This is a genomic window from Methylobacterium goesingense, from assembly GCF_022179225.1.
Lineage (GTDB): Bacteria > Pseudomonadota > Alphaproteobacteria > Rhizobiales > Beijerinckiaceae > Methylobacterium > Methylobacterium goesingense.
In genome coordinates this window covers 1-18984 of the sequence record NZ_BPQL01000146.1, presented here as the reverse complement: position 1 = coordinate 18984, position 18984 = coordinate 1, and the positions used below count along the sequence as shown (strand labels likewise).

General features: G+C 69.8%; 19 protein-coding genes. 15 read left to right on the top strand and 4 right to left on the bottom strand.

Annotated features, from left to right (window positions below; all coding sequences use genetic code 11):
- From MFF30_RS21370 to MFF30_RS21305, 14 genes are all read left to right on the top strand, one after another.
- Positions 1 to 643: LysR substrate-binding domain-containing protein (locus MFF30_RS21370; RefSeq protein ID WP_238281981.1), on the top strand; the 643-nt coding region annotated here is incomplete at its 5' end.
- 310 nt (positions 644 to 953) lie between these two features.
- Positions 954 to 1430 (top strand): 30S ribosomal protein S6, encoded by a 477-nt coding sequence (gene rpsF / locus MFF30_RS21365; RefSeq protein ID WP_238281980.1) that lies wholly within the window; start codon positions 954 to 956, stop codon positions 1428 to 1430.
- A 3-nt stretch (positions 1431 to 1433) separates the two neighbouring features.
- A complete protein-coding gene (rpsR, locus tag MFF30_RS21360) occupies positions 1434 to 1718 on the top strand; it encodes a 30S ribosomal protein S18 (protein ID WP_238281979.1) in 285 nt (94 codons plus the stop codon).
- A 155-nt stretch (positions 1719 to 1873) separates the two neighbouring features.
- Positions 1874 to 2887, top strand: a complete 1014-nt coding sequence (locus MFF30_RS21355; protein ID WP_238281978.1) for a YybS family protein — start codon at positions 1874 to 1876, stop codon at positions 2885 to 2887.
- Positions 2888 to 2917: 30 nt separating this feature from the next.
- Positions 2918 to 3481 (top strand): 50S ribosomal protein L9, encoded by a 564-nt coding sequence (gene rplI / locus MFF30_RS21350; RefSeq protein WP_238281976.1) that lies wholly within the window; start codon positions 2918 to 2920, stop codon positions 3479 to 3481.
- A gap of 288 nt (positions 3482 to 3769) precedes the next feature.
- Positions 3770 to 5260, top strand: coding sequence for a replicative DNA helicase (locus MFF30_RS21345; RefSeq protein WP_238281974.1), 1491 nt, complete (start codon positions 3770 to 3772; stop codon positions 5258 to 5260).
- Entirely contained in the window at positions 5260 to 6396 is a 1137-nt protein-coding gene (alr, locus tag MFF30_RS21340) for an alanine racemase (protein ID WP_238281973.1), read from the top strand. The genes MFF30_RS21345 and alr overlap by 1 nt, the downstream gene beginning before the upstream one ends.
- A 49-nt stretch (positions 6397 to 6445) precedes the next feature.
- Positions 6446 to 7882 carry a DNA repair protein RadA gene (gene radA, locus MFF30_RS21335; protein WP_238281972.1) on the top strand — a complete coding sequence of 479 codons (1437 nt, stop codon included), beginning with the start codon at positions 6446 to 6448 and terminating at the stop codon, positions 7880 to 7882.
- 206 nt (positions 7883 to 8088) lie between these two features.
- Positions 8089 to 8694 (top strand): CvpA family protein, encoded by a 606-nt coding sequence (locus MFF30_RS21330; protein ID WP_238281971.1) that lies wholly within the window; start codon positions 8089 to 8091, stop codon positions 8692 to 8694.
- 107 nt (positions 8695 to 8801) lie between these two features.
- Entirely contained in the window at positions 8802 to 10292 is a 1491-nt protein-coding gene (gene purF / locus MFF30_RS21325) for an amidophosphoribosyltransferase (protein ID WP_238281970.1), read from the top strand.
- Between the two features lie 7 nt (positions 10293 to 10299).
- Positions 10300 to 11049 carry an SDR family NAD(P)-dependent oxidoreductase gene (locus tag MFF30_RS21320; RefSeq protein WP_238281968.1) on the top strand — a complete coding sequence of 250 codons (750 nt, stop codon included), beginning with the start codon at positions 10300 to 10302 and terminating at the stop codon, positions 11047 to 11049.
- A gap of 42 nt (positions 11050 to 11091) precedes the next feature.
- Positions 11092 to 11511 carry a dihydrofolate reductase gene (locus MFF30_RS21315; protein WP_238281966.1) on the top strand — a complete coding sequence of 140 codons (420 nt, stop codon included), beginning with the start codon at positions 11092 to 11094 and terminating at the stop codon, positions 11509 to 11511.
- 36 nt (positions 11512 to 11547) lie between these two features.
- Positions 11548 to 12672, top strand: a complete 1125-nt coding sequence (locus MFF30_RS21310) for a carboxylate-amine ligase (protein WP_238281964.1) — start codon at positions 11548 to 11550, stop codon at positions 12670 to 12672.
- A gap of 139 nt (positions 12673 to 12811) precedes the next feature.
- Positions 12812 to 14308 (top strand): T6SS phospholipase effector Tle1-like catalytic domain-containing protein, encoded by a 1497-nt coding sequence (locus MFF30_RS21305; protein ID WP_238281962.1) that lies wholly within the window; start codon positions 12812 to 12814, stop codon positions 14306 to 14308.
- 34 nt (positions 14309 to 14342) lie between these two features.
- Here MFF30_RS21305 and der read toward each other — a convergent pair whose 3' ends face one another.
- The 3 genes from der to MFF30_RS21290 form a co-directional block, all read right to left on the bottom strand.
- Positions 14343 to 15698, bottom strand: coding sequence for a ribosome biogenesis GTPase Der (der, locus tag MFF30_RS21300; RefSeq protein WP_238281961.1), 1356 nt, complete (start codon positions 15696 to 15698; stop codon positions 14343 to 14345).
- 43 nt (positions 15699 to 15741) lie between these two features.
- Positions 15742 to 16455, bottom strand: a complete 714-nt coding sequence (locus tag MFF30_RS21295) for a tetratricopeptide repeat protein (RefSeq protein ID WP_238281960.1) — start codon at positions 16453 to 16455, stop codon at positions 15742 to 15744.
- 133 nt (positions 16456 to 16588) lie between these two features.
- Entirely contained in the window at positions 16589 to 17197 is a 609-nt protein-coding gene (locus tag MFF30_RS21290) for an NnrU family protein (RefSeq protein WP_238281959.1), read from the bottom strand.
- 129 nt (positions 17198 to 17326) lie between these two features.
- On the opposite strand from MFF30_RS21290, the gene MFF30_RS21285 reads away from it, so the two are divergent.
- The gene (locus tag MFF30_RS21285; RefSeq protein ID WP_238281957.1) at positions 17327 to 18514 is read left to right on the top strand and encodes a hypothetical protein; all 1188 of its coding nucleotides are present in this window, start codon (positions 17327 to 17329) and stop codon (positions 18512 to 18514) included.
- Here MFF30_RS21285 and MFF30_RS21280 read toward each other — a convergent pair.
- The coding region (locus tag MFF30_RS21280; RefSeq protein WP_238281956.1) for a LysR substrate-binding domain-containing protein at positions 18498 to 18984 on the bottom strand (487 nt) is incomplete at its 5' end. The genes MFF30_RS21285 and MFF30_RS21280 overlap by 17 nt on opposite strands.

The following is an 18984-nucleotide window of genomic DNA, read 5'->3' as shown; positions in this document are numbered from 1 at the left end:
CCGCCCGGCCGGAACACTCAAGCTGAACGTGCCGGTCAGCGCGGCACGCCTCGTCCTGCCCGGCATCGTGTCGCCCTTCCTCGCCGCCTATCCCGACATCCGTCTCGAGGTGATCGCCGAGGACGGCTTCGTCGACGTACTGGCCGCCGGCTGCGACGCGGGCATCCGGTACGACGAGCGGCTGGAGCAGGACATGATCGCGGTCCCGATCGGTCCCCGGGTCCAGCGCTACGCGACGGCCGCCGCGCCGTCCTATCTCGACCGCCGGGGACGCCCTGCGCATCCGCGCGATCTCCTCGATCACGCCTGCATCCGCGGCCGCTTCGCCAGCGGCGCCATGACGGCCTGGGAGTTCGAGCGCGCGGGCGAGGTGGTGCGCATCGAGCCGAGCGGTCCCCTCACCGTGCGCGTGGGGGCCGCCACCGATCTCGCGGTGGCGGCGGCGGTGGCGGGCACCGGGATCATCACCCTGTTCGAGGATTGGCTGCGTCCGCACCTCGACAGCGGCGCCCTCGAACCCGTGCTGGAACCCTGGTGGCAGACATTCTCCGGCCCGTTCCTGTACTATCCCGGCCGGCGCTACCTGCCCGGCCCCCTCAGGGCCTTCGTTGATTTCGTGAGCGTGCAGCGGTCGGGCTCATGAATTCGGCGGTCGCGCGCCGCGACGTGACCGATCCTGAACTTGCCAATCGCGAACAACTCCTTTATGCGCACCCCCTCGCGTTCGCTCCGGCTGGGGGCTGAACGGACGGTGCCGATTCCATCGGCACAGGGCCGAACCCTGAAATGGGTTTTCCCGTCGTCCCGTGTCTCCGCCTTCGATCAACCGCTCGGGCCTTCAAACGGCTCGAAGGGCTTGGCGCCGGGCGATCTCGCGTACGAACCGGCCCGACGCTCCCTTTCCCGCACGTATCCCGTGCCGTCGGGTCCCTTTGGATATGAAGGGCCCGTTAATGCCTCTCTACGAACACGTCTTCCTGGCGCGCCAGGACGTGACGGCCCAGCAGGTCGAGACCATGGTCGAGACCTACAAGGGCGTCATCGAAGCCAATGGCGGCAAGGTCGAGAAGATCGAGATGTGGGGCGTGAAGTCCCTCGCCTACCGCATCAAGAAGAACCGCAAGGCGCATTTCACGCTCCTCAACGTCGACGCCCCCCCGGCGGCGCTCGCCGAGATGGAGCGCCAGATGCAGATCTCCGAGGACGTCCTGCGCTTCATGACCGTCCGCGTCGAAGAGCTCGAGTCCGAGCCGTCGGCAATGATGCAGAAGCGCGACCGCGACGACCGCAAGGATCGTGAGCGCGGCCGTCGTCGTGACGACGATGGCTTCGGTGGTGGTGGATTCGGCGGCGACCGCGATCGCGGCGACCGTGGTGATCGCGGCGACCGGGGTGACCGCCCCGAGCGCAGCTTCGGCGGGGAGGCTTAAGTCATGGCATTTGGTGCTGGACCCGGTGCGCCCGCCGCTGGCGGCGGTGGTGGTGGTGGCGGTGGACGCCGTCCGTTCTTCCGTCGTCGGAAGACCTGCCCCTTCTCGGGCGCGAACGCGCCCAAGATCGACTACAAGGACGTGAAGCTCCTGTCCCGCTACGTCTCCGAGCGCGGCAAGATCGTTCCGTCCCGCATCACGGCGGTGTCGGCCAAGAAGCAGCGCGAGCTCGCCCAGGCGATCAAGCGCGCCCGCTTCCTCGGCTTCCTCCCCTACGTGATCAAGTAAGACCGCGCGCCTCGGTCCGGATCGTCCGGGCCGAGGCACTCGTGCACGCCCGGCGTGCGCGTCCGTACCGGCTTTCCCGATCGGGTGCCGGGAGTCGTTGGGGCGACAAGCGCCTCTAACCCTGCCCGGACCGGGACAGTGGGACAGCGGGATTAATGACACAGTTTCTCGGCATCGGTATCGGCGCGGGCCTCGTCTCCGCCCTCCTCTTCGGCGTCCTGCTGAAGGCGACGGCGCTCGCGATCCTGCTCTACCTGCTCGCCCCGCTCCCGATCCTGATCGTGGGACTCGGCTGGAGCCACCGGGCCGCCCTGGTCGCCGCCGTCACCGGGGCGCTGGCCCTCGCCGTCGTCGTCCAACCCTTCCTCGGTCTCGGCTTCTTTGCCTATCTGGCCCTGCCCGCCTGGTGGCTCGCCTACCTGGCGCTGCTCGGCCGCGCGAGCGCCGACGGCACGATGGAATGGTACCCGACCGGCCGGCTCCTCGCCTGGACGGCGGGAACCGCCGGCCTCGCCTTCGTGGCGATCGCGGTGATTGCGGCCCCGAACTACGAGACCTTCCAGTCCCAGCTCCGAGGCATGACCCGGACGCTGATCCAGGTCCGGGCAGACCGCGCCGCCAATCCGGGCGCTCCCGTTCCGAAGCCGGCCGCGCCCGAGACCGGCGCCGAAGCTCCGGCCGAGCCGGGCCCGCAGGACCCGGCCGAGACCACGCGGACCGAGGTCGCCAACGCGCTCGCCGCCATCGCGCCCGGCCTCGCCACCCACGGCCTCACGGTACTGCTGACCTTCTATCTCTGGGCCGCCGCCCGCATCGTGCGCATCTCGGGGCGCCTGCTCCGCCCCTGGCCGGACCTCGCCGCGACGATGATGCCGCGCCGGGTGCTCGGCGTGCTGGCGGGCGCGATGCTCGTCGGCCTGGCTCCCGGCTACCTCGGCGTCCTCGGCGTCGCCGTGGCGGGCGCGCTGAGCGCCGCCTTCGCGATGCAGGGGCTGGCCGCCTTCCACGACCGCAGCCGCGGGCGGCCCGGGCGTCTCGCCCTGCTGTTCGGCCTCTACCTCATCCTGTTCTTCACCCAGGGCGTCGCCCTCCTCGCCCTGACCCTGTTCGGCATCGCCGATACCGCCCTCGACCGCCGCCGTCCCCGCGACGCGGCCGGACGACCCTGATCCTCACCGTAGAACCAAAGGACCAAGACCATGGAAGTCATCCTCCTCGAGCGCGTCGCCAAGCTCGGCCAGATGGGCGAGACCGTGAACGTGAAGCCGGGCTACGCCCGCAACTTCCTCCTGGCCCGCGGCAAGGCCCTGCGCGCCACCGCCAACAACAAGAAGCACTTCGAGACCCAGCGCGCCCAGCTCGAGGCCCGCAACCTCGAGCGTAAGTCCGAGGCGCAGTCCGTCGCCGAGACCCTCGAGGGCAAGAGCTTCGTGCTCATCCGCCAGTCGGGCGAGACCGGCGTGCTCTACGGTTCGGTCTCGACCCGCGATCTGGCCGACGTCGTCACCGCCGACGGCTTCACGGTCGGCCGCGACCAGTTCGCCCTGAACCAGCCGATCAAGACGCTCGGCCTGCACAACGTCCCGGTCGTGCTGCACCCCGAGGTCGAGGTCTCGATCACCGTCAACGTCGCCCGTTCGCCGGAAGAGGCCGAGCGTCAGGCCCGCGGCGAATCGACCACCGAGCGTGAGGCCTTCAACCTCGACGACCTCGGTCTCGAGGTCGGTGCGGCCCTCGCCGAGGCCGGCGACGACCGCGAGTAAGCGCGCTCAATCGCGGTGAACAGCGGGGATCGCCGGCTTTCCCGGTTGACTAGTTCCCTATTTGTTCCAGCATGGACGCCCGTCATCCGCGAGGATGGCGGGCGTTTCCATGAGCGGATGCCGGCCGGCCTGACCCGGGCGGGGGTGGCGCGAATGCCACGGTGGGTGAGCGCGAATCGGCTAAGGTTCGGCTAACCATGCCGGGGCCATGGTCGGCGGCTAGAACCCTGCGGCGGCCTCGTCGCCGCGCGGACACGGTATCGACGAGTCGGAGCCTCGAAACAGACCATGGCCCTGCCCAACGCCCTGACGGCCAACCTTCAGCCCGTCGCGCAGGAATTCCGCGTCGCGCCGCACAACATCGATGCGGAGCAGGCCCTGCTCGGCGCGATCCTGGTCAACAACGACGCGTATTACCGGATCTCGGACTTCCTCCTCGCCGAGCACTTCATGGAGGATGTCCACCGCAAGATCTTCGAGGTGGCAGCGAGCCTGATCAAGGGTGGCAAGCTCGCCACGCCCATCACCCTGAAGACCTATCTCGGCGACGCCGATCTCGGTGGCCAGACGGTGATGCAGTACCTCGCCCGCCTCGCGGCCGAGGCGACCACGGTGATCAACGCGGGCGATTACGGGCGCACCATCTACGATCTGGCCATCCGGCGCCGGCTCATCACCATCGGCGAGGATCTCGTCAACGGCGCCTACGAGGCCCCGGTGGAATCCTCGCCCCGCGACCAGATCGAGGGCACCGAGCGCCGCCTCTACGAACTCGCCGAATCGGGTAAGTACGACGGCGGCTTCCAGAAGTTCTCGGAGGCGCTCACCACCGCCGTGGACATGGCCGCCAAGGCCTATCAGCGCGAGGGCAAACTCTCGGGCATCGCCACGGGGCTGTCCGACCTCGACGCCAAGATGGGCGGTCTGCAACGCTCGGATCTCATCATCCTGGCCGGCCGACCGGCTATGGGCAAGACCTCGCTCGTCACCAACATCGCCTTCAACGTGGCCAAGGCCTACCAGTCCGAGAAGCTGCCGGACGGCCGCACCGAGACCAAGAACGGCGGTATCGTGGGGTTCTTCTCCCTCGAAATGTCGGCCGAGCAGCTGGCTACCCGTATCATCGCCGAGCAATCGGGCGTGGCCTCCTACAAGATCCGTCGCGGCGACATCCAGCCGGCCGACTTCTACAAGATCACCGACGCCGCACGGGACATGCAGACGATCCCGTTCTACATCGACCAGACCGGCGGCATCTCCATCGCGCAGCTTGCCGCCCGCGCGCGCCGTCTGAAGCGCCAGAAGGGCCTCGACCTCCTCATCGTCGACTACCTGCAGCTGCTGTCCGGATCGGGCAAGCGCAGCGACAACCGCGTGCAGGAGATGACCGAGATCACCACCGGCATGAAGGCGCTGGCCAAGGAGCTGGCGGTGCCGATCATCGCCTTGTCCCAGCTCTCGCGTCAGGTCGAGAACCGCGAGGACAAGCGGCCCCAGCTCGCGGATCTTCGTGAATCGGGCTCGATCGAGCAGGACGCCGACGTGGTGATGTTCGTGTTCCGCGAGGAGTATTACGTCAACAACAAGAAGCCCCGCGAGGGAACGGAGGAGTTCTTCGCCTGGGAGGCTGAGATGAACCGCGTCCACGGCAAGGCCGAGGTGATCCTTGGCAAGCAGCGCCACGGCCCCACCGGCACCGTGGAACTGCAATTCGACGCCAACATCACGCGCTTCTCCAACCTCGCGCAGTCGGATCGCATGCCCGAGCAGCACATGTGATGCGCGGCCCGCGCTCCGTCAGTCAGGGAGATCTCGCGATTCAAGACCTCACCCACGGCGCCCGCCTCACCGTCGACCTCGCGGCTATCGCGGAGAACTGGCGCCGCCTCGGCGCGCAGGCACCGGATGCGGCCTGCGCGGCGGTGGTCAAGGCGGACGCCTATGGCTGCGGGCTCGCCCGGGTCGCGCCGGCCCTGTGGGCGGCCGGGTGCCGGACGTTCTTCGTCGCTCACCTGAGTGAGGGAATCTCCGCCCGCGCGGCCCTGCCCGAGGCGACGATCTACGTGCTCAACGGCCTGCTGCCGGGCCTCGGTCCGGCGCTGGTCGCGCACGACCTCCGGCCCGTCCTGGGCAGCGGCGAGGAACTCGCCGAGTGGGCGGCCCTGGCCGAATCGGCGGGCCGGCGCCTGCCAGCCGCGCTCCACGTCGATACGGGCATGAACCGCCTCGGCCTGCCCGTGCCCGAGGCCCTGGCCCTGGCCGGCGATCCCCTGATCGCCCGCGCGGGCATCGCCCTGCTGATGACCCACCTCGTCAGCGCCGAATTGTCGGGCGACCCCATCAACGCGCGCCAGGCGGCGGATTTCGCCCGCGTGCGCGCGGCCCACCCCGGCATCCCGGGCTCGTTCGCCAATTCCTCCGGCATCTACCTGGGCGGGCCCGCGCATCACGATCTGCTGCGTCCGGGCTACGCCCTGTTCGGCGGAAACCCGACGCCCTGGAAGGCCAATCCGATGCGGCCGGTGGTGCGGCTCGAGGCGCAGATCGCCCAGGTCCGCACGGTCTCCGCCGGAGAGACCTGCGGCTACAATGCCCGCTGGCGGGCGGCCGAACCCCGGCGCCTCGCCACGCTCTCGATGGGCTACGCGGACGGCTATCCCCGCGCCGCGAGCGGGCGCGGCATGGCCCTCGTCGACGGGGCACGCTGCCCGATCCTCGGCTTGATCTCGATGGACCTCATCATCCTCGACGTCACCGACGCCCCCGGGGCCGTGCGCGGCACATCCGCGACCCTGATCGGCGACGCCCTCGATGTCGACACGGTGGGACGGGCCGCCGGCACCATCGGGTACGAGATCCTCACCGGCCTGGGTTCTCGCTATGTTCGCCATTATATGACAGGACACGACGCCTGACGCCGGCCTGACGGACGACGTCGCACCGTCCCCCCTCAGCGGAACCGCGATGGCCAAGATCCACCAGACCTTCGTCTGCCAGTCCTGCGGGGCGGTCTACAACCGCTGGCGCGGGCGCTGCGAGGCCTGCAACGGCTGGAACACCATCGTCGAGGAGACCGGCGCCACCGGGCCGCAGGCCGGGCCGGTCAAGACGCGCCCGAGCCGTGCGCGGGGCCGGGTCTTCGCCCTGGAGGGCCTGACCGGCGAGGTGAAGGAAGCTCCGCGCATCCCCTCCGGCATCAACGAGCTCGACCGCGTCACCGGCGGCGGCTTCGTGCGCGGCTCGGTGATCCTGCTGGGCGGCGATCCCGGCATCGGCAAGTCGACCCTGCTGATGCAGGCCTCCGCCGCCATGGCGCGCACGGGCGAGCGCGTGGTCTACATCTCGGGCGAGGAGGCGGTGGCCCAGGTGCGCCTGCGGGCCGAGCGCCTCGGCCTTTCCTCGGCCCAAGTCGAACTCGCGGCCGAAACCAATGTCGAGGACATCGTCGAGACCCTGTCGCAGGGGCGCCCGCCGGCGCTGGCCATCATCGATTCGATCCAGACCATGTGGACCGAGACCGTGGAATCCGCCCCCGGCACGGTCACGCAGGTACGCGGCTCGGCCCAGACCCTGATCCGCTTCGCCAAGACCAGCGGCACCGCGGTGATCCTCGTCGGCCACGTCACCAAGGACGGGCAGATCGCCGGTCCCCGCGTGGTCGAGCACATGGTCGATGCCGTCGCCTCCTTCGAGGGCGACCAGGGCCACCACTTCCGAATCCTGCGCGCGGTGAAGAACCGCTTCGGGCCCACCGACGAGATCGGCGTGTTCGAGATGACCGACATGGGTCTGGCCGAGGTGCCGAACCCCTCCGCGCTGTTCCTGGCGGGGCGCGACCACGCGGCGCCCGGCACCGCGGTTTTCGCCGGCATGGAAGGCACGCGGCCCCTGCTGGTGGAGATCCAGGCCCTGGTCGCCCCCTCCTCCCTGGGTATGCCGCGCCGGGCCGTGGTGGGCTGGGACCCGAATCGGCTCTCGATGGTGCTGGCCGTGCTCGAAGCCCACGGGGGCATCAGGCTCGGCACCCACGACGTCTACCTCAACGTGGCGGGCGGCCTGCGCATCTCGGAGCCGGCGGCCGACCTCGCGGTCGCGGCCGCCCTCGTGTCTTCCCTCTCCGGGGCGACGCTACCGCCCGAGACGGTCTATTTCGGCGAAATCGGGCTGTCGGGGGCGGTCCGCCCGGTGGCGCAGGCCCCGGCCCGGCTGAAGGAGGCGCTGAAGCTCGGCTTCGCCAAGGCCGTCATGCCCCAGGGGCGCGGCGAGGGCGGCGACGGCGGCCTGACGACGGAGGCCCTGCGCCACATCGCCGACATGGTGGCGGGGATCGCCAGCAACGGCCCGCGTCGGGTCGCGTCCCGGCGCGGGCACAACCCGCCGGATTACGGCGACGACGACTGATGCGGCCCTCGCGCGATCCCTTCTCCCGCAGGAAACGCCGGAGAGGGGATCGCCGCGATTCGGACTGCGCTCGAACAGGTCTCGGATGGCCGCCCAGGCCAGGGTGACGGCCGAGTTTCCGCAGGATATACAGGGCCGCGGCCGGGGGATGCCGCACGATCCGATCATCGTCGCCGCTCCGCCCCATGAAGTGACATTTCTCAGAGATGCCGTTCTCCGTTCTCGATCTCGTCGTGCTGGGTATCGTCGTGGTGTCGGCGCTGTTGGCTGCCGTCCGCGGCGCGACCCGCGAGGTGCTCGCCATCATCGCCTGGGTCGCCGCCGCCGCCATTGCGTGGAAATTCCATCCGCTGCTGCTGCCCACCGTCAGCCAGCACGTGAGCAACCCCACCGTCGCCCTCGTGGCCTCGATCGCGGCGATCTTCCTCGTGACCCTGATCGTGGTGTCCATCCTCACCGTGAAGGTGTCGGACATGATTCTCGATTCGCGCATCGGCGCGATCGACCGGTCGCTGGGCTTCCTGTTCGGAGCCGGGCGCGGCTTCCTGATCTGCGTGATCGGCTGGGTGTTCCTGGCCTGGCTGGTGCAAGGCAAGATGCCGCCCTGGGCCTCGGAGGCCCGCAGCCGTCCGATGCTGGAGAAGTCCGGCGAGGCCCTGGTGGCCCAGCTGCCGGAGAATCCGGAAGGTCTGCTCAAGCAGTTCAAGAAGCCGAAGGGCGAGACGCCGGCCGACCCGGTGGAGCCGCCCGAGGGCGAGGTCCCGGCACAGCGGCGCACCGAAGTGCCAGCCACGCCCGCCCCGCGACGCTGATCTGCGTTGCCGCGCGCTTGGTTGCGGCGCGAAGGCCGATTACATGACGGTCGTCTGACGGTGCCCGCGTGGGGTTCGCGCGGGGCCAACCAGGGAACGACATCACCATGTCAGTAGCCAAGTCGAGCGCCCGCCCCCCTGTCGAGGTCGTGGACGGTCTCGACCGCGACGGCGATACGCTGCGCGAGGAGTGCGGCGTCTTCGGCATCTTCGGTCACCCGGATGCCTCCGCCATCGTCGCCCTGGGCCTGCACGCCCTGCAGCATCGCGGCCAGGAGGCCGCCGGCATCGTCTCCTTCGACGGGGAGGTGTTCCATTCCGAGCGCCGGCCCGGCCTCGTCGGCGATTCGTTCTCGGATCGCTCGACCATCGAGCATCTCGAAGGTCCTGCCGCCATTGGCCACGTGCGCTACTCCACCACCGGCGGCACCATCCTGCGCAACGTGCAGCCGCTCTTCGCAGAACTCGCGAGCGGCGGCCTGGCGGTGGCGCATAACGGCAACCTCACCAACGCCCTCTCGATTCGCCGCGATCTCGTGCGCGACGGCGCCATCACCCAGTCGACCTCCGACACGGAGGTGATCCTGCATCTGGCCGCGCGCTCCCGCGCGCCGCGCATCGTCGAGCGCTTCACGGAGGCCCTGCGCCAGATCGAGGGCGCCTACGCCATCGTGGCGCTCACAAACAAGAAGCTCATCGGCGCCCGCGACCCCATGGGCATCCGCCCCCTGGTGCTCGGCGAGCTCGACGGCCGCTACATCCTGGCCTCCGAGACCTGCGCGCTGGACATCATCGGCGCCAAGTTCATCCGCGATGTCGAGAACGGCGAGATCGTGGTGATTTCCGAAGAGGGCATCGAGTCGATCCGCTTCGCCCCGGCGCAGCCGATGCGCCCGTGCATCTTCGAGTACATCTACTTCGCCCGGCCGGATTCAGTGGTGAACGGCAAGAGCGTCTACGCCGTACGCAAGAACATCGGCCACGAGCTCGCACGCGAATCGGCCACCGCGGCGGACGTGGTCATCCCGGTGCCGGATTCCGGCGTGCCGGCGGCGTTGGGCTTCGCCCAGGAGACCGGCCTGCCCTTCGAGATGGGCATCATCCGCAACCACTATGTCGGGCGCACCTTCATCCAGCCGACCCAGTCGGTGCGTGAACTCGGCGTGCGCATGAAGCACTCGGCCAACCGGGCGGTGGTCGAGGGCAAGCGCATCGTGCTGGTCGACGACAGCCTCGTGCGCGGCACCACCTCGGTGAAGATCGTGCGGATGATGCGCGAGGCCGGCGCCCGCGAGGTGCATTTCCGGATCGCCTCGCCGCCGATCACCTATCCGGACTTCTACGGCATCGACACGCCGGAGCGGGAGAAGCTGCTCGCCGCCACCCACGACCTCGAGGGCATGCGCCGCTACATCGGCGCCGATTCCCTGGCCTTCCTGTCCATCGACGGCCTCTACAAGGCCATGGGCGAGGAGCGCCGCAACGAGGCCTGCCCGCAATACACCGACCATTGCTTCACCGGCGACTACCCGACCGCCCTGACCGACCTCGCCATCGCGGGGCCGCGCCGCCTCGCCATGCTCGCCGAAGCCGATTGAGCGCCCGATGAGCCACCCGACCCAGCCGCTGGCCGGCCGCCTCGCCGTCGTCACCGGTGCCTCGCGCGGCATCGGCCGCGCCGCCGCCCTCGCCCTGGCGGGGGCCGGCGCGCACATCGTCGCCGTCGCCCGCACGCAAGGGGGCCTCGAGGAACTCGACGACGCCATCCGGGGCGTCGGCGGCAGTGCCACCCTGGTGCCCCTCGACCTCACGGATTTCGACGCCATCGACCGCCTGGGCGCCGGCATCCACGAGCGCTGGAAGCGCCTCGACATCCTGGTGGGCAATGCGGGCATCCTCGGAAACCTGACGCCCATCGGGCACGTGACGCCGAAGACCTGGGCGCAGGTGATGGACATCAACGTCACGGCGAATTACCGGCTGATCCGCTCGTTCGATCCGCTGCTTCGGATGTCCGATGCGGGCCGCGCCATCTTCGTGACCTCGGGCGCCGCGCAGAAATGCCGGGCCTATTGGGGGCCCTACTCCGTCTCCAAGGCCGCTCTCGACGCCTTGGTGCGGACCTACGCGGCCGAGACGGCGACGACGAACGTGCGCGCCATGCTGCTCAATCCCGGCCCCTTGCGGACCGCGATGCGCAAGGCCGCGATGCCGGGCGAGGACGAGACGACTCTGAAGACCCCGGACGACCTCGCCCCGCACTTCGTGCGCCTCGCGAGCCCGGAGTTTTCGGACTCCGGCAAGATCTACGACTTCCCGAGCGATCGCGTGTTGACGCCGCAGATGGCGAGCTGACGCCGGCCGCGCTCGTCCCGACCCCTTCCGACCGAGAAGCCCATGATCGACGTTCGCTGCATCTGCGCCATCGGCCTTCGCGGACAGCTCGGCCTCAACGGGCACCTGCCCTGGGAGGGCAACACCGATCCGCTCTTCGTCGAGGACGTGACGCGGTTCTTCGCCGTCACCATGGGCCACGTCCTGATCGCCGGGCCGAAGACCATCGCGTCGGTGCCCGAGTTCGCGTTCAAGGACCGCACCATCGACGTCATCCGCAGCCACGAGGACCCGGAGTCCGTGCTGGCGCGCTATCCCGGGCGGCGCATCTACGTCGGCGGCGGCATCGCGGTCTGGGACGTCTATGCCCGGTACATCCAGCACTGGGACATCACCCGTCTGCCCTACGACGGCGAGGCCGACCGCTGGTTCGACCCGGCCTGGCTCGTCGGCGGCCCCGCGCGGGCACAAACCGGCGCCTGACGGGTTGAGGGGAGCGACCATTCCACAAGGCTCCCGATGACCTCAGCCCCCTACCGCTTCGGCATCGAGGAGGAATACTTCCTGGCGGATGCCGAGACGCGCGGCACGCCGCGCCGCTCGGTGAAGCCTTTCCACGTCCAGGCCGGCGAGGAACTGCCCGAGATCGGGCGCGAACTGCTCCAGTGTCAGGTCGAGGTCTGCACGCCACCCGCGACGGATTTCGCGCAGGCGCGCGAGGTGCTGGCCCGCCAGCGCGCGGCGCTGGCGAAGCTCGGGCGCGAGCACGGTCTGCTGGTCTTCGCCGCCGGAACCCATCCGGTCGCGGACTGGGCCCGCCAGCTTCCCACCAAGGGCGACCGCTACCGTGGCATCCTGCGGGATGTCGGCCTCGCCGGGCGGCGCAGCCTGATCTGCGGCATGCATGTCCACGTGGAGGTGCCGGACCCCGACGCGCGCGTCGACCTGATGAACCGCCTCCTGCCCTACCAGCCGCTGCTGCTTGCCCTCTCGGCCTCGTCACCGTTCTGGCAGGGCAAGCCGACGGGTCTGAGCGCCTATCGCCTCAGCGCCTTCGGCGAGCTGCCCCGCACCGGCCTGCCGGACCTCTTCGCCGACGCGGCCGCCCATGAGCGCTACGTCCGCATCATGACCAACGCGGGCTCGATCCAGGATGCGAGCTTCCTGTGGTGGTCCCTGCGCCCCTCGATTAAATTCCCGACGCTCGAACTGCGGATCGCCGATTCCTGCACCCGCCTGGACGACGCCCTCACCATCGCGGCGCTCTACCGCTGCCTCGTGCGCCTCGTGGTGCGCCGGCCAGACCTCAATGCCCGTCTCGACGGGGTCTCGCGAGCGCTCGCCCAGGAGAACCTGTGGCGGGCCCAGCGCAGCGGCACCGAGGCCGAACTGATCGACGAGGCGAGCGAGACCGCGTTGCCCTTCGGCCAGGCCCTGGACAACCTCCTCGCCCTCGTCGCCGAAGATGCCGCCGCCCTCGGCTGCGAACCGGAGGTCGCGCGAGCCCGGAGCATCCTCACGCACGGCACAAGCGCCGACCGCCAGATCGCGACCTTCGAGGAGACGCGTAACGGCGACACCTCGAACCGTCAGGCCCTCGACGCGGTGGTCGACTGGCTCGCGGAGACGAGCCGCGCCGCTTGATCGACCCACGCGATCGGATTCGAACGATCGTGCGTGATTCGCAACGCGGCATCGCATGAAAATGCCACCTCCCGCTGGACCGATCCGACGTAAGGTTGCATTCTGATCGTCAGCCACGCTCGGCGGGAGGTCATCGGCGATGCCCGACACCGTGTTACGACGCATCGTCCTGTTCCTCGACGGAACCTGGAACTCGGATGACGGCTCGAATCCGCCGACGAACGTCGTCAGGCTGCACGAGTGCCTGAAGCTCGGCGTCACGGCGCTTCCGACCGTCCCCGTCCCGACCGATCCCGGGAGCACCGCCACGGGCTCGGTCGTACAGGGACGGATGGGCGCGACCGAGTACGTCGTGTATTACGACAGCGGCGTCGGAACGGGCGCCTTCGACAGGCTGTCGGGTGGCATCGTCGGCGAGGGCCTCGACGACAACATCCGGCAAGCCTACCGCTTCCTCAGCAAGCACTTCCGCCCCGGGGACGAGATCCACGCCATCGGCTTTTCGCGCGGCGCCTTCAGCGCCCGCAGCGTCGTCGGATACTTGTTCGCCACCGGATTGCTGACCGCCAAGAACTGCACCTCCCAGCGCGAGGAGGAGGCGTGGCGGCACTACCGAACGAGCCCGAACGACCGTCACTGCGGGGATTGGCAAAGGCTGCAAGCGTTCATGCACCCGCCCGGGTCGTTGATCGTCAAATCATTGAGCGTCTTCGACACGGTGGGGGCCCTCGGCATCCCCACGAAGTTGCTCCAGAAGATCAATGCCGAGCGCTTCGCCTTCCACAACACGGAGCTGTCCTCGATCGTCGAGAACAGCTTCCACGCCGTGGCCATCGACGAGCACCGCACCGCGTTCGAGGCCGCCCTCTGGCAGACGCCCAAGTTCAAGAAATACACGGGCGCCCATGTGGAGCAGGTCTGGTTTCCCGGCGCGCACGCGGATATCGGCGGCGGCTACGCGAACTGGGACAAGTCTGGCGACCGGACCGGACGCCAGGACATCGCCTACGATTGGATGCTGCGGCGCCTCATCGACCACGTGAAGCTGGATTTCGCGGCCCCCGGGGCATCGCCCGCCAACGCCGTCACGTATGACGCGCCCGCGATGGTCACGGCACCGATCCACCGGCCCTGGGGCATCCTGGATGCCGTCCGCCCGCAGGCCTGCCGCGCCATCAACCAGACCGAGCCATTGCCCAACACGGGAATTCCGGTCCGTCGGCGCGGCACCCGCACGGTGGGGATGCATCCGCATGAGGAGCCCATCGGCGAGATGATCCACATCAGCGCCCTCGCGCTGTTGGAACCCGGCCGCACGATCGCCTGGGAGAAACTGCCGGGCCGGCACGTCTACCGCGCGCCGAACCTCATGGCCGTGCTGCCGCTCATCGCCGGGACTTACCGGGCCTGGAACGCAGCGGCCTGGGGCGTCTGGGAGCCCTACGCCCGGGAACGCGCGGGCGATACGGGAACGCCGCGGACGCTCCAGGTCATCGACTGGGACGGGGTCGCCATTCCCACGTCGGTGACGCAGGGCGCCACCGACGTCTTCGCTTATCTGGGCAGCAATCCCGCGGCCTTCGGCCTGACGCTCGGCACCGCCACGGCGGCGGCGAAGCGGGGGCGCGGAAGCTGAGGGCGCATCCGGCCTCCGGCCGGAATGCGCGCGCTCAGCCCTTGTTCTCCCGGTCGAACGGGTTCTTCGAGGTGCGCAGGGAGAGCCGAATCGGCGTGCCCGGCAGCGTGAAGGCCTCGCGCAGGCCGTTGACGAGGTAGCGGGTGTAGGATTTCGGCAGGCCGTCGAGCTGGTTGCCGAACAGGGCGAAGTGCGGCGGGCGGCTCTTCACCTGGGTGGCGTAGCGGATCTTGATGCGCCGGCCCGAGACCGCCGGGGGCGGATTGCGCTGGAGGGCCTCGCTGAGCCAGTCGTTGATCCGCGAGGTGGAGACGCGGGTGCTCCAAGTCTCCTCGGCGTTGATGACCGCCTGCATCAGCTTGTCGATGCCCTCGCCCGCGAGACCCGAGAGCGGCACCACCGCGACGCCGCGGACCTGCGGCAGCAGGCGGGTGCAATCCTCGCGCAGCTTCTTCAGGAGACCGTTCTGGTCCGCCACCAGATCCCATTTGTTCAGGCCGATGACGAGCGAGCGCCCCTCGCTCTCGATCAGGTCGACGATGGTAAGGTCCTGCTTCTCGAACGGGATCGTCGCGTCGAGGAGCACCACCACCACCTCGGCGAAGCGCACGGCGCGCAGGCCGTCCGACACGGCGAGCTTCTCCAGCTTGTCGTCGATGCGGGCCTTGCGGCGCATGCCGGCGGTGTCGTGGAGCTTGATGCGGCGGCCGCGCCATTCCCAGTCGAGGGAGATCGAATCGCGGGTGATGCCGGCCTCGGGACCGACGAGCAGACGGTCCTCGCCCAGCATCCGGTTGATCAGGGTCGACTTGCCGGCATTGGGACGTCCGACGATGGCGACCTTGAGCGAGCGATTCTGCGGATCGTCGTCGTATTCCTCGTCGTCGTCGCGCTTCGGCAGGTTCTCGATCAGCGCGTCGTGCAACTCGCCGATGCCCTCGCCGTGCTCGGCCGAGAACGGAATCGGGTCGCCGAGTCCCAGCGAGAACGACTCGTAGGCGCCCGCCATGCCCGCGCCGCCCTCGGCCTTGTTGGCGATGAGGATGACGGGGCAGCCGGCCCGGCGCACCATGTCGGCGAAGGGCTGGTCGGCCGGCAGGATGCCCGCGCGGGCGTCGATGACGAACAGCACCACGTCGGCCTCGAGGATCGCGGCCTCGGTCTGAGCCCGCATGCGGCCGATCAGCGAGCCCGGATCGGCCTCCTCGAGGCCGGCGGTGTCGATGATGCGGAAGACGAGACCACCGAAATTGACGTCGCCCTCGCGCCGGTCGCGGGTCACGCCGGGGCGGTCATCCACCAGGGCGAGCTTCTTGCCCACGAGGCGGTTGAACAGGGTCGACTTGCCGACGTTCGGCCGTCCGACGATCGCGACGGTCGGCATATCCATGGTGTGCTCGTTTCAGTCAGGCGTACGGGAGAAGCAGGTGTGCTCAGCGCGTTACGGGAGGGGGTGCGGCCGGCGCGGCAGGCGCCGCCGCCGTCACGGTGACGGGTCCGCCGGCCACCAGGGCCGCGTAGACCTCGATGCGCTGGCGAAGATTCTGCGGCGTCTGCGGGTCGGCGTTGATCTGGTCGAACCAGCGGCCAGCGCCCTCGAAATCGCCGCGCTTGAGGGCCACGAGGCCCAGCATTTCGCGAGCCGTGTGGCGGAAGGGACCGTTCGGGGCAGCGAGCCCCTGGAGCGTCGCGAGGGCGGCATCCGCGTCGGTCCCGTCGACGCGCAGGAGGGCCGAGCGCAGGCGCGCGAGGTCACGCAGGCCGGTGCTGATCTTGGTGTCGTTGGCCAGGGCGTCGTACTCGGCCGCGCCCGCCTTCGGGTCGCGCTTGGCCGTCTCTGTGGCCGAGCGGAAGCGGGCGAGCAGGGCGTAGCCGGCGGGCGCCTCGGCCTCGATCGCCTCGAAGGCCTTGTCGGCCTCAGCGGATTTGCCCTCGCGGGCGAGGCGGTTGGCGACCTCGAAGCGCTCAGAGGCTGCTTGCGCGCGCACGCCCTGGTCGTGCTGCCAGTAGCGCCAGCCGCCGACGCCGGCCACCACGAGGACCGCGAGCGCGATAATCACGCCGCTGTAGCGGCGCCAGATCTCAGCGACCTGATCGCGGCGATAGTCCTCGTTGACCTCGCGGATAAACTCGTTGTTCTCGGCCATGTGGTCTCACGCCGCCCGGGGCCCGGACGGCCGCTGCATGAAGAGGAAGGCCCAGCGCCTAGCACAGGCGCACGGGCTTGGCGACCGACTTCGGCGACCGGCTTCGGATCGCGTCGGTCGCGCAGGCCCGGGATCAGGCCTGGCCCGGCCAGGCGGCGACGCCGATCAGCAGCGGATGCAGGTACCGGGCGAAGACGAACCACACGCCGAGACCGATCACCACGGCCAGCGCGTCGTTGCGCCATCCGGCGGGGGCGACGGCCGGGCCGGCATGCTGCGCGGCGACGGCGCCGGGGGCGAGCGCCCGGCGCTTGGCGCTGATACGGGCGATCACCGCCCAGGCGAGGAAGCTGCCGAAGAGCAGGATCGAGCCGAGATCGCCGTTGGCGAGCAGGTGCGCGGTGGCCCAGATCTTCACCGCCAGCAGCATCGGGTGCTTGGCCCGGGCGCGGATGTGGCCCGGCAGGTAGGCGGAGGCCAGGGCGACGAAGGCGAGCGCCGTCAGGAGCAGGGAGAGATGGCGCGTCCAGACCGGCGGGTTCCAGACCGCGATGTAGCCGGCCTCGCGATAGAGGTGGAATCCGTAGGCGATCAGCACCAGGCCCAGGAGGGAGGACAGGGTGTAGGCGAGCTTGTAACGGCCCTCGCCGACCTCGCCGATGACCTTCGCACGCTTCGACCGCGCCATGGAGAAGGCATGCGTGCCGAGGAACAGCACGAGGCCGAGGATGAGGAGCAGCATGGCGGGCTTTCGCGAGGATTGGGGCGCGGGATTCGGATCGGTGTGGACAAGCCCGGCCCGATGCGCGGCCGGACAAGCAGAGTGTAACGGTTCAAAACGCAATCCTCGGCCGATGTCCAGGCACACCCGATGACGCGCCCCCTCCGCCTCACTGCCCTCGGTCTCTGTCTCGGGCTCTGCCTCGGCCTCGGGCCTGCGCGCGCCGCGTCCGAACCGCCGCTCTCCGCCCTGACCCTGGTCGGCTCGGCGGTGACCTTGTTCAAGGCGACCCGGGACGCCTGCGACGGGGTGGACGTGCCCGACGCCTCCGCCCGGGCCTTTCGCGATGCGTCGGGGGCCGTCGCGCTCTTCGGCATGCACTACCGGAACCGCGCCTTCCGGGGGCCGAGCCTCGACGCGCTCAGGCTCGACTGCGCGGTCGTGCTCGAATCGGGCGGCAAGGCCGACCCGGCCGCCTACGACGACGCCTCCTGGATCACCGCGACCTGGACCGAGGACGGGCGCAGCGTCGCGGCCCTGATCCATCACGAGTACCGCGCCAACGAGCATCCCGGGCGCTGCCGGTCCAAGGTCTACATGGAGTGCTGGTACAACAGCCTCGTGGCGGCGGGCTCGGCGGATGGCGGGCGCAGCTTCACCCGGGCGACGCCGCCGGCGGTCGTGGCCGGGCCGCCCTTCCGCCAGGAGGCCGGCCAGGGCCGCCATCGCGGCTTCTTCAACCCGTCCAACATCTTCGCGGACGGCCGCTGGCGCTACTTCCTGGCATCGACCACGGGCTGGACCGTGCCGGGCAGCGACCAGTCCGCCGGGGTCTGCCTGTTCCGCTCGGACAACCCGGCCGATCCGGGCCGCTGGCGAGCCTGGACCGGAGCGGGCTTCACCGCGGCCTTTCCGGACCCCTATGCGGGCCCGATCAAGGTCCCGGCCACCTGCGCACCCATCGCGCCCTTCCCGACGCCGGTCGGCGCGGTGGTGCGGCACCGGGGGAGCGGCGCCTGGATCGCGGTCTTCATGGCCAAGGCGGGCGGGGACTTCCCGCAATCCGGCTTCTACTGGACGACCTCGCGGGATCTCCTGGCCTGGGACCAGCCGCGCCTGCTCCTGGCGGGCGCCACCCTGTACGACGATCCCTGCCAGACCCCCGGCGGCCTCATCGCCTATCCGTCCCTGCTCGATCCGGACGCGCAGGGGCGCAACTTCGACGATACCGGCGACCGCGCGATCCTGACCTACGTGACCCTGCGCACCGAGGGCTGCGCCATCACCTCGGACCGCGACCTGGTGCGGCGGCCGCTCGCCATCAAGGTCTGGCCGTAGAATCGATCTCGCGCAGCAGGTCGAGGAAGGCGCGCAGGGGCGGCGGCACCTGCCGGCGCCCGGCGTGATAGAGGAAGAACCCCGGGAAGGCCGGGCACCAATCCGCCAGCAGGCGAACGAGGCGGCCGGCGGCGAGGTGCTCCCGCACGCTGTCCTCGAACACGAATCCGAGTCCGAGCCCGTCCAGGGCGGCACGCACGATGAGGTCCTGGTCGTTGAGGATCAGCGGCCCGTCGACCGCCACCGCGATGTCGCGTCCGTCCCGCTCGAACTCCCAGCGATAGAGGCTCCCGCCCGCGAAGCGCTGGCGGATACAGCCATGGCCGGGAAGGTCGGCCGGGCTCTCCGGCGCAGGCCGGTCCGCCAGATAGCCCGGTGAACCCACCACCGCGAAGCGTAACGGGCCGCCGAGGGGCACCGCGATCATGTCGCCGGCCAGCCGCTCGCCCACGCGCACGCCGGCATCGAAG

Bases quoted from the DNA above. Each gene is read 5' to 3' on its own strand.
- rpsF (WP_238281980.1), top strand. From the start codon at position 954: ATGCCTCTCTACGAACACGTCTTCCTGGCGCGCCAGGACGTGACGGCC.
- rpsR (WP_238281979.1), top strand. From the start codon at position 1,434: ATGGCATTTGGTGCTGGACCCGGTGCGCCCGCCGCTGGCGGCGGTGGT.
- MFF30_RS21355 (WP_238281978.1), top strand. From the start codon at position 1,874: ATGACACAGTTTCTCGGCATCGGTATCGGCGCGGGCCTCGTCTCCGCC.
- rplI (WP_238281976.1), top strand. From the start codon at position 2,918: ATGGAAGTCATCCTCCTCGAGCGCGTCGCCAAGCTCGGCCAGATGGGC.
- MFF30_RS21345 (WP_238281974.1), top strand. From the start codon at position 3,770: ATGGCCCTGCCCAACGCCCTGACGGCCAACCTTCAGCCCGTCGCGCAG.
- alr (WP_238281973.1), top strand. From the start codon at position 5,260: ATGCGCGGCCCGCGCTCCGTCAGTCAGGGAGATCTCGCGATTCAAGAC.
- radA (WP_238281972.1), top strand. From the start codon at position 6,446: ATGGCCAAGATCCACCAGACCTTCGTCTGCCAGTCCTGCGGGGCGGTC.
- MFF30_RS21330 (WP_238281971.1), top strand. From the start codon at position 8,089: ATGCCGTTCTCCGTTCTCGATCTCGTCGTGCTGGGTATCGTCGTGGTG.
- purF (WP_238281970.1), top strand. From the start codon at position 8,802: ATGTCAGTAGCCAAGTCGAGCGCCCGCCCCCCTGTCGAGGTCGTGGAC.
- MFF30_RS21320 (WP_238281968.1), top strand. From the start codon at position 10,300: ATGAGCCACCCGACCCAGCCGCTGGCCGGCCGCCTCGCCGTCGTCACC.
- MFF30_RS21315 (WP_238281966.1), top strand. From the start codon at position 11,092: ATGATCGACGTTCGCTGCATCTGCGCCATCGGCCTTCGCGGACAGCTC.
- MFF30_RS21310 (WP_238281964.1), top strand. From the start codon at position 11,548: ATGACCTCAGCCCCCTACCGCTTCGGCATCGAGGAGGAATACTTCCTG.
- MFF30_RS21305 (WP_238281962.1), top strand. From the start codon at position 12,812: ATGCCCGACACCGTGTTACGACGCATCGTCCTGTTCCTCGACGGAACC.
- der (WP_238281961.1), bottom strand. From the start codon at position 15,698: ATGGATATGCCGACCGTCGCGATCGTCGGACGGCCGAACGTCGGCAAG.
- MFF30_RS21295 (WP_238281960.1), bottom strand. From the start codon at position 16,455: ATGGCCGAGAACAACGAGTTTATCCGCGAGGTCAACGAGGACTATCGC.
- MFF30_RS21290 (WP_238281959.1), bottom strand. From the start codon at position 17,197: ATGCTGCTCCTCATCCTCGGCCTCGTGCTGTTCCTCGGCACGCATGCC.
- MFF30_RS21285 (WP_238281957.1), top strand. From the start codon at position 17,327: ATGACGCGCCCCCTCCGCCTCACTGCCCTCGGTCTCTGTCTCGGGCTC.